At 47.1% G+C, this 9,781-nt stretch carries 9 protein-coding genes; 5 read left to right on the top strand and 4 right to left on the bottom strand.

Annotation, left to right across the window (positions count from 1 at the left end):
- Window position 1: 1 nt before the first annotated feature.
- Window positions 2-1,294, bottom strand: coding sequence for a citrate synthase (locus IT291_09455; protein ID MCC6221451.1), 1,293 nt, complete (start codon window positions 1,292-1,294; stop codon window positions 2-4).
- A 213-nt stretch (window positions 1,295-1,507) separates the two neighbouring features.
- On the opposite strand from IT291_09455, the gene motA reads away from it, so the two are divergent.
- Window positions 1,508-2,368, top strand: coding sequence for a flagellar motor stator protein MotA (motA, locus tag IT291_09450; protein MCC6221450.1), 861 nt, complete (start codon window positions 1,508-1,510; stop codon window positions 2,366-2,368).
- Window positions 2,369-2,403: 35 nt separating this feature from the next.
- Window positions 2,404-3,645, top strand: a complete 1,242-nt coding sequence (locus IT291_09445; GenBank protein MCC6221449.1) for an OmpA family protein — start codon at window positions 2,404-2,406, stop codon at window positions 3,643-3,645.
- Between the two features lie 46 nt (window positions 3,646-3,691).
- On the opposite strand, the gene IT291_09440 is transcribed toward IT291_09445, so the two are convergent.
- Entirely contained in the window at window positions 3,692-4,174 is a 483-nt protein-coding gene (locus tag IT291_09440) for a hypothetical protein (protein MCC6221448.1), read from the bottom strand.
- A 229-nt stretch (window positions 4,175-4,403) separates the two neighbouring features.
- Window positions 4,404-5,948, bottom strand: a complete 1,545-nt coding sequence (locus IT291_09435; GenBank protein ID MCC6221447.1) for an acyl-CoA carboxylase subunit beta — start codon at window positions 5,946-5,948, stop codon at window positions 4,404-4,406.
- A 137-nt stretch (window positions 5,949-6,085) separates the two neighbouring features.
- Here IT291_09435 and IT291_09430 point away from each other — a divergent pair, with 137 nt between their 5' ends.
- From IT291_09430 to IT291_09420, 3 genes are all read left to right on the top strand, one after another.
- Complete coding sequence (locus IT291_09430; GenBank protein MCC6221446.1) at window positions 6,086-7,840, top strand: methylmalonyl-CoA mutase; 1,755 nt, start codon at window positions 6,086-6,088, stop codon at window positions 7,838-7,840.
- 174 nt (window positions 7,841-8,014) lie between these two features.
- A complete protein-coding gene (locus IT291_09425; protein ID MCC6221445.1) occupies window positions 8,015-8,437 on the top strand; it encodes a TraR/DksA family transcriptional regulator in 423 nt (140 codons plus the stop codon).
- Between the two features lie 12 nt (window positions 8,438-8,449).
- The gene (locus tag IT291_09420) at window positions 8,450-9,616 is read left to right on the top strand and encodes a DUF1730 domain-containing protein (protein MCC6221444.1); all 1,167 of its coding nucleotides are present in this window, start codon (window positions 8,450-8,452) and stop codon (window positions 9,614-9,616) included.
- 27 nt (window positions 9,617-9,643) lie between these two features.
- On the opposite strand, the gene IT291_09415 is transcribed toward IT291_09420, so the two are convergent.
- Window positions 9,644-9,781: thioesterase (locus IT291_09415; GenBank protein ID MCC6221443.1), on the bottom strand; the 138-nt coding region annotated here is incomplete at its 5' end.

Genomic DNA, 9,781 nt, shown 5'->3' with positions numbered 1-9,781 from the left:
CTCAACGTTGCTGAATCGGAACGTAATTTCTCTGGGTTGCGCCGACGTATACTTGCCTTGGACGCCCGATTTTGGTTTCTGGGTCGGAAATCATTTCCCGCCACTGTGCTATCCAACCGGGCAGGCGACCTAGGGCAAACATTGCAGTATAGCCGGGAACGGGAATTTTTAGGGCGGCATAGATTATACCGCTATAAAAATCGACGTTCGGGTATAGCTTTTTTTCTATAAAATATTCGTCTTTAAGCGCAATTTCTTCGAGCTCGAGCGCAACGTCAAATAGAGGGTTTTTAAAGTTTGTTTTCTCAATTACCTTGTGACAGTGCTTCTTAAGTATCGTTGCCCGCGGGTCATAATTCTTGTATACGCGATGACCAAAGCCCATCAAGCGAAAAGAATTGTCCTTGCGTTTAGCCATGTCGACATAATGCCTTACGCTTTGTCCACCCTTAACTATAGAATTTAGCATCTCCACCACCGCTTGGTTTGCGCCACCATGCAGTGGGCCCCAAAGTGCGCCAATGCCAGCCGAAATGCTTGCATATAGGTTTGAAAGACTGCTTCCAACCATTCTAACAGTCGAGGCCGAGCAGTTCTGCTCGTGGTCGGCGTGTAAAATCAGCAGCAAGTCCAAAGCTGCAACGATGTCCGGATCAAGATAGTAATCCTCCGCCGGCGTTGCAAACATCATGTGCAAGAAGTTGGCACAATAGGAAAGACTGTTGTCCGGGTAAATGAATGGTTGACCAATAGATTTCTTATAAGCAAAAGCGGCCATCGTAGGTAGCTTGGCAAGAAGGCGAATTATGCCAAGGTCAAGCTTCTCCAAATCTTTAGGATCATCCCAATCCTGATAAAACGTGCAGAGCGCCATAACAACGGACGAAAGTATCGCCATGGGATGCGCGTCCCTAGGAAACCCATCGTAAAAGCGCTTCATGTCCTCGTGAATCAAAGTGTGGCGCGTAAGCGTTGACACAAACTGATCCAACTGAACCGCAGAGGGTAGTTCGCCATAGATCAGCAAATATGCGGTCTCTAAAAATGATGATTTTTCTGCTAGTTCGTCTATTGGATAGCCGCGGTAGCGCAAAATTCCGGCTTCGCCGTTTACGTAAGTTATAGCACTCCTACATGCGCCAGTATTGCCGTAGCCAGTATCATAAGTAATGTAGCCAGTTTGAGCTCGGAGTTTGCTAATGTCTATGGCTTTTTCCTGTTCGGTGCCAATAAGAGTTGGTAAAAGAATTTCCTTGCCGTCTGGTAGGGTTAATTTAGCCTCTGAGTTTGCCATTGTTCACCTAGGAATCGTTAATTTTATCTAACTTAACTACCGTCACTAATTACATGCCGAAATGCTATGTTTGGATTAAGCACATCGCTCAAAACGACGATAGTTTAGATACAGAATAAGATGTTTGCGTTTTAAGTTTGGTGCGCGACGCACTATTTTCTTACCAACGCAAAAAATCAAAATTACTGGCTTTTTAGTTCGGGTGCAAGAAGAATGAGTGCGATTTTAAGCATTATAGTTGTTTCGGCCTCTGTTTTTGGCGGCTTTGCTATGGCTAAGGGGCACTTTGGGATATTGGTTCAGCCTTCCGAGTACGTGGTTATTTGTGGAGCAATGCTTGGAGCATTGATAGGATATGCACCGATAACGACGTTTACTAAGATACTAAAATCCATCCCCATTGTGTTTAAAGGAAGCGGTGTAACAAAGAACACCTTCTTACAGCTCCTGGGTTTGTTGATTACAATCTTTAACGTCATTCGCAAAGAGGGAGTTCTTGGCATTGAAAAGGATTTGTCAGATCCCCATACGAGCGAGCGCTTCAAGAAATATCCAGCCATATTGCACGATCACCATGCCATGGATCTACTGGTAGGCTCTCTCAGGCTGTTCGTAGACGGGGTGGTAAATGCCTTTGACTTAGATAAACTAATGGAAACAGAAATTGAAACTCATCACAGCGAGTCTGCCGAAATAACGACGCTCCTAAACAAAGTTGCAGATGCCGCTCCTGGCATCGGTATAGTAGCCGCGGTGCTAGGTATTATCATCACTATGGGTCACATCGACGGGCCCCCGTCGGAGATTGGGCACCACGTTGCTGCAGCACTAGTTGGAACATTTTTAGGAATCTTAATTAGCTACGGCTACCTACAGCCCATCGCACAGAATATCGATTCGATTAACCGCGAAAAGCATTTACTTCTAAGCGCCATACGCGCAGCGGTAGTCTCTTTTGCGGGCGGCTCGCCACCACAGGTAGCGCTAGAATTTGCGCGAAAGGCCATAACATCCGATTTTCGTCCAAGCAATGCGGAACTAGAAGCAATAGTTTCTGAGGCTCGTAAAGCTTAAGTCATACACATAACTATTTTTCGAGATAAAAAGGTATGCCTGAGGGGCCAGACGGCAAAACTATCATCATAGTAAAGAAAGTCTCGGGCCACGGCGGTCATCACGGTGGTGCGTGGAAGGTGGCCTATGCTGACTTCGTAACTGCGATGATGGCGCTATTTTTGGTTTTGTGGCTAGTAAATAGCGCCTCTGTTGCAACCCGCGAAGCGTTGGCGAGCTACTTTCGTAGACCGGGTGTATTTGAGGCTGGTTCTGGTAGTCCACTAGAAATTGGCGGAGGTGGGATATTGCCTGATACATTTGCACCGCCTGCCGATGCCGATTCTCAAACTCTTCCGCATCACAATATCTACGAGGAGGCCGGCGCGGCAGAGGAAGCTGGCGACACTGGTGCTTTGACAGAGGAAGAGGAGAAGGAGAGATCCAAATTCGACGAGTTGTTAAAAGAGCTGCAAGAGGAAGTAGAGCGCATGCAGGAAGAATACGGCGCTCTACTTGGGCAATTTGAGTTAAAGGTTGACCAGCAAGGGCTTCATCTTGAAATAATGGATACGGAGAATGCCTCGATGTTTTCCGTCGGAAGTTCAATTCTTTCTAGTGAGGCACAGCAAGCTTTGCGCAGCATAGCAACTATATTAATGGACCTACCAAATCCGATAGACATAGAGGGCCATACGGACGCGACTCCATTTAGCGAAAAAATGCAGGCGCGCTACGACAACTGGAACCTTTCAACCGATCGCGCCAATGCAGCTCGAAGAATATTTCAGGAGCAGGGGATGAAGGACGAAAAAATTGCGCGAGTGGTTGGTTTTTCGGCACAAAGGTTAAAACGAGAAGACGATTCGCATCATCCTTCCAATCGCCGAATTTCAATTTCAATGCGCTTTACCGATCGCGCTGCAAAAGCCCTGTCGCAAAAGAAAGCAGTGACATCCCAACTTAGCTCATCATCCTCGTCAGCCGCGTCCTCGATTCATTCCGAATTGCGGAGCGAGAACAGCAGTAAGGTTAGCCAATTTAAGTGGGTTGAGAGACTGGATCCAAAAGAGGAAGCGGACGAGGCTGCCAGGGCGCAAGAAATCGAAAGATTGGCAAATGAAAGCGAGAAGCAGTCTAAGAGCTCTGGACTCAAGTTCGAACTAAGACCTTCAACGCCTTCCGAGATGGGATATGAAGGTAGTGGCGATGCCAGCAAGAGCGGAGGCAAAAAACTAGACGATGATTTAATTTTTGGCGACGATAATCCGTTTTTTGGCACGGGAGCGAAAAAGTAGCACAAATGTTTGAGGGCGCTCGCTAGCGTTAGCAAAGCAACGCCCCTTACTCAGCTTCGGGTGAGTTGCGAATTGAAAGAAGGATTTGCGAATCGGACACCTCGGCCCTTTCGCTTACGTAGAGTTTTTCTACGCAGCCAGATGTTGGCGAGATTACGTTGTTTTCCATCTTCATAGCTTCGAGTTTTAGCAATACATCACCGCGCTTTACTAGCGTGCCTTCTGGCGCGAGGATGGCAATAACCACTCCAGGCATCGGGGAGTATATAGGGCTTAGATTCGGATCGAGCACTTGCGAGCTCGTTGGAAGTGCTAGCGATTGCTGTTTGGATGTCTTAGCACGACTATCTGAAACCGATTGCGTTTTGTCCCTCACGCCTTCGCCAGTGCTTGCAACTGTATTTAAAAACTCCACCTCGTAGTGGCGATCGGCAATTGAAAATACGACCCTAGAACGCTCGCGCTGGATAACCTTGACCTCGTAGTTGTTGCCATTAACGGCGATGTGACAAGTAGTAGGTTCCTTCATGGTTTTTTGCACTTATTAGCTGATCGCCTCACCGTTACTTTTACTTTCTGTTTTTGCGAATGTGCACGTCTCCGGGTATACGACAAGTATCCATATGGGCCTATTCCCTCGTGTCTCTCCAGTAGCAATGCGGCTCCGATCGCGATAATGATTTCTGGATGGATCAAATCTCGATTAGTGACCATCGCTGAACCATTTGGCATTAAAAGTTTACTGTCCTTATCCTCGCTCATAGTGGAATGTTCCCGTGCTTTTTAGCGGGGTTTGTTTGTTGTTTAGTTTCGAGCATTTCAAGTGCGCGAATGAGGTGAAGTCTGGTTTGCGATGGTTCAATTACGGCATCGATATACCCAAGTGAGGTGGCAGTCCAAGGATTTGCAAACTGCTCTCTATATTGATCTACTAGTTCTAAATGTGCTTGCGCGGAATCCTTGGCATCGCTTAGTTCTGAACGAAATATTATGTTTACGGCCCCCTCGGGGCCCATTACTGCCACTTCAGCCGTTGGATATGCCAGGTTAATGTCTCCGCGAATGTGCTTTGAACTCATAACGTCGTAAGCGCCCCCATATGCTTTTCTAGTTATGACCGTTACCTTCGGAACAGTTGCTTCCGCGTAGGCATATAGCAGCTTAGCTCCATGACGGATTATTCCGCCAAACTCCTGTTTAGTACCTGGGAGGAAGCCGGGCACATCGACAAAAGTAACTATGGGGATATTAAAAGCATCACAGAATCGAACGAAACGCGCGGCCTTAATGCTGGCATTGATATCCAAGCAGCCAGCAAGGACTTGCGGCTGATTTGCCACGATGCCAACGCTATAGCCACCAAGGCGCGCAAATCCAGTTACAATGTTTCCCGCGTAATTTTCTTGCAGCTCGAAAAAATCCTCGCAATCTACGACCTTGAGTATGATTTCCTTTATGTCGTATGGGAGGTGCGGATTTTCGGGGACTATTTCGTCCAAAACTGGTTCTAGGCGACTAGGGTCGTCGCTTGTGCTTAGGCGTAGGGGCGACTCCGCATTGTTTTGCGGAAGGTAACTAAGGAGCTTTCGGATTTGCTGAAAACAGACATCTTCATCCTTTGCCAATAGATGAGCAACCCCGCTTATCTCGTTATGCGTGTGGGCGCCCCCTAAATCTTCCTTTGAAACTATTTCTTTTGTTACTGCCTTGACGACGTCTGGGCCAGTTATAAACATGTAACTAGTTTGCTCTGTCATTGCGATAAAGTCGGTAATTGCTGGCGAATAAACAGCGCCACCAGCGCATGGGCCGAGTATCGCAGAGATCTGTGGCACTACTCCCGAAAGCATTACGTTTCTTAAAAATATATCTGCGTAACCGCCGAGACTTTCAACGCCTTCTTGAATGCGCGCTCCGCCGCTATCGTTTAGACCAATGATGGGGCAGCCTACGGACTGCGCAAGATCCATAATTTTGGTAATTTTCGCCGCGTGTGTCCTGGAAAGGGCTCCGCCAAAAACCGTAAAATCCTGAGCAAACAGAAATACCTGTCTGCCATCGATGTTTCCGTATCCACAAACGACTCCGTCGCCTAAAAACTTTTTTTTATCAATACCAAAGTTTGAGCACTGATGGGTAACGAACTTGTCAATCTCGACAAAACTGCCAGGATCTAGAAGTTTTGCAATGCGTTCTCGCGCAGTGAGTTTCCCGGCAAGATGTTGTTTTTCGACCTTGTCCTTTCCGCCACTTTGTTCGGCTTCGACGTGCATTCTTTTTAGCCTGGCTAGTTGCTTCCTAATCAAAGTATATATTCTCCTGCGGTGCCTTAAGTTTTATTAGACAGAATAGTGAGGACCATAAATTACTTACTTATAAAAAAACTTGAGGTATTGAGCTAGAACTGAAATTATTGGATAGGTCATTTCGTATTATTTTTATGCAGACTAAATTATTAAATCCGCCGTCGATTTGGAAGCCTTTAAGAAAGCACTTTGCTGCCTGGCGGGATTTGTTTTGCAATAAGTCTCCTGGGTTTGGCGAAGCTCATGATGCTGGGAAGGTTGTTATTAGTTCTGCCATTGAGATCCAGCCTTGCTATTTTCCAGGAGAGGATAACGCGCGTGCAACGCGTTATCTACGCGAAATAGGATTCCCGGGGCAGTGGCCGTTTACTCGAGGTATCCACTCCGGCATGTATTGCAGTCAAATATGGACTATGCGTCAGTATGCCGGATTTGGGACCGCCCGCCAGACGAATCAGCGTTACCGCTATTTGCTTGACAAGGGAACCACTGGCTTAAGCGTAGCTTTTGATTTGCCTACGCAAATGGGCTGTGATTCGGATGAGGAGCGCGCTTGCGGAGAGGTGGGAAGGGTTGGCGTTGCCATTGATTCCCTAAGGGACATTGAGTTGCTCTTTGACTCAATACCGTTAGAGAGCATTTCGACTAGCATGACAATTAATTCCACCGCGTCTATTCTTCTTGCGATGTACTTGGCATTGGCAAACAAGCGAAATGTTTCCTGGGATAGACTGCGCGGCACAGTGCAGAACGATATTTTAAAAGAGTATATCGCGCGTGGCACATATATTTTTCCGCCTCGACCTGCCTTAAAATTGGTGACCGATATTTTTGAATTTTGCCGCGCCGAAGTCCCTCAGTGGAATACAATAAGTATTTCCGGCTATCACATGCGCGAGGCTGGAGCTAGCGCTGTTCAGGAACTTAGTTTTACTTTGGCCAATGCCATTGCTTATGTAGAATCCGCCCTACAAAGGGGTTTAGATATAGATGCGTTTGCTCCTCGGCTGACGTTTTTTTTCGGTTGTCACAATGATTTTTTAGAGGAGGTTGCAAAGTTTAGAGCTGCGCGTAGACTTTGGGCGAAAGTTGTGAGGGAGCGATTTGGGGCAAAGAATTCAAAATCCTGTATGCTTAGGTTCCACACTCAAACGTGTGGCTCGACGCTCACCGCTGCACAGCCCGAGGTTAACATAGTACGCACTACATTGCAGGCACTTGCGGCTGTACTGGGCGGTACCCAGTCGCTACATACTAATTCCTACGACGAGGCACATCGCCTGCCCACAGAAGATGCTGCAACTTTGGCGCTGCGCACGCAACAAGTAATCGCTTTCGAAAGTGGAGTGACACAAACAGTTGATCCGCTGGGCGGAAGTTATTGCATTGAGCAAATGACGGATGCAATAGAGAGCGCAGTAACCAAGGAACTCGACGAGATCGATAGGATGGGAGGAATGTTAGCCGCTATTGAAGCTCGGTATCCTCAGAAAGGCATCGAGGAGTCTGCTTTTAATTATCAAAGAGAAATCGAGCAAGCCGAGCGCATTGTGGTTGGAGTCAACCGCTTTGTAGAAGGTGTCAATAATGCGGGGAATAGTCGTGTTCTTTGCGAAGCAGGGGAGTTTCCTACTGTATCGGCATGTGCAGGGAAAAGGGGCAGTTTCGCTGAGAGCGACGTTGGCATTGAGAAGGCGCAATGTGAATTTGTGCGCGAAGTTCGGCGTGCGCGAGACAATGACGCAGTGGAGCGCGCTTTAGGCGACTTGGAGTCCGCGGCTCGTGAAGGCCGCAATGTAATGCCCTATGTAATTAGTGCCGCAAGTTGTTATTCTACTCTCGGCGAGATTTCTCAAACATTGCGCAGGGTTTATGGCGAGTACGAATAGGGATGTCATTGGTTTAAACAAAGTATGCTAGTGCCTGTGGCCGATTTTTGTGGGGATATTGCCAGAAAAATCTATTTATAATATTTTACTGCATTTGCGTTGGGAAGCTGCCGCGTTCGTGATATAATTTTTTGCTTTTCTTTTTTCTTTTGTTTAGTGGGGGTTATTTAGTTTATGCGAAAGAGAGATCTTGATAAATTTAAAAAGCTTCTGTATGCGGAGCGGCAAGCCATTATTCAGCATTTGACTGATTTACAGGCGGCCTCAGAGGGAGAGATTTCTGATACGGGTGGAGATTCGGTCGATCTCGCGTCGATTGAAATAACTCAAGCGAACATTCAGAAGTTAGGGACTAGGGAAAAGAAGCTGCTAAAAAAAATTGATCATGCTTTAGCTAAGTTTGAGACGGGCGAGTTTGGCATCTGTGAGCAGTGTGGAGAGGGGATAGCTCCAGCGCGCCTAGAGGCGCGGCCGGTTGCACAGTATTGTATTGATTGTAAGACCGAGCTAGAGCAGAACGAGAGGCGTTATACTGATAGGGATGCAGTTGAGACTTTTGGTGGTCAGACCGATGAGTTTGACGATAGCTTGAGTTAGTCCGAATTTTCATTGAAAATTTCCTTAAAGAATCTTTCGGCGATTGCTGGTCGCCATGGGTTTGTCGTTTGCAGTGCGCTTCCGCTTGAGGTTGCAAGCCAAGTTTTACAGACACAGTCTTCTAATCTGCGAGATTGGCAAGATCGCAATTACTGTGGCGAGATGAAATACATGGAGCGCCGTGTCGATATATTTATCGATTTGCGTAACTTCCTTCCAGAAGTAAGATTTGTCGTTGTTCTTGCCATCCCCTATTCTGGACAAAAAGCTTTGCACTTTTTGCCGAAATGGGGTTATGGGCGGGTTTCTCGCTATGCCTGGGGAAAAGACTACCACATTGTTTGTAGGAGTTTGTTAGAAAGCTTTATCGCTGACCTAGAAGTAGAGATTGGGGATGTAAGGGGGATGATTAAGTGGCGCGCATTTTCTGATGCCGTGCCGCTTTTAGAGCGCGCATTAGGTGCTCGAAGTGGCCTTGGGTTTGTAGGAAAGAATGCCATGCTCATTCGTCCAGGGCTGGGGTCTTATTTTTTTATTGCGGAGATACTTTGGGATGTCAGTGTTAGTGATTGGGAGGAAAATCCCAACTTGTGGCGCGGAGGAAGGCGTTTAGAACCAAAGGTCGAAAAAAGTTGTTTGGCTGGGGAGAATTGTTCGAAATGCACGGGTTGTATCGAGGCTTGTCCGACAGAGGCAATAGTTTCGCCAGGTGTTATCGATGCTCGTCGCTGCATATCTTATCTCACGATAGAAAAGAAGACGCCTTTTTCGCCCCAAGAGTCTAGCAGCATTGGGGATTGGATCTTTGGTTGCGATATGTGTCAAGAGGTTTGTCCTTTTAATGCAAAAAGCGACGAGCTTCAGCGATGCGATTCGTTCTTAGATTCTAAGCCCTGCAAGTATTTAAGTCTTCAGTCTATTCTCGGCATTTCTAGTGACGGGGAGTTTAAGCAAACTTTTAAAGATACGCCATTCATGCGCGCGCGCCGCGAGCGCCTTGTGAGAAACGCTTGCAGCGTGGCAAGCAATACTAAGTATTTTCCAGCGGCTAAGCTGCTTTCAATCCTAATGCAGCAGGACAGCTCTGAACTCATCCGCGCTCAAGCAAGATATTCGCTAGAGGAATTAGCCCGCTGCGCTGATGGAGTCGAGGCGATTAGGATTGGGCGATTCCTGTAATTGCGGGGTGCTAAGACGCTGAAAGCGCTAATTCTTATCCAAAATGACGCGTTCTTTCTGGGTAGAAAGAGTTCCGTGATCGATTATTGCGATAGTCATGCGGCTGATGGCGACGCGCTTATTCGTGCTTTCTTCAGCGATGTCGGTTTGCCATACGTGAGTGCG

This window comes from Deltaproteobacteria bacterium, from assembly GCA_020845775.1.
GTDB lineage: Bacteria > Bdellovibrionota_C > UBA2361 > SZUA-149 > JADLFC01 > JADLFC01.
This window is presented reverse-complemented; position numbering and strand designations above follow the sequence as displayed.

Coding starts and splice junctions, on each gene's coding strand:
- IT291_09425 (MCC6221445.1), top strand. CDS start 8,015: ATGCGAAAGAGAGATCTTGATAAATTTAAAAAGCTTCTGTATGCGGAG.
- IT291_09440 (MCC6221448.1), bottom strand. CDS start 4,174: ATGAAGGAACCTACTACTTGTCACATCGCCGTTAATGGCAACAACTAC.
- IT291_09455 (MCC6221451.1), bottom strand. CDS start 1,294: ATGGCAAACTCAGAGGCTAAATTAACCCTACCAGACGGCAAGGAAATT.
- IT291_09445 (MCC6221449.1), top strand. CDS start 2,404: ATGCCTGAGGGGCCAGACGGCAAAACTATCATCATAGTAAAGAAAGTC.
- motA (MCC6221450.1), top strand. CDS start 1,508: ATGAGTGCGATTTTAAGCATTATAGTTGTTTCGGCCTCTGTTTTTGGC.
- IT291_09430 (MCC6221446.1), top strand. CDS start 6,086: ATGCAGACTAAATTATTAAATCCGCCGTCGATTTGGAAGCCTTTAAGA.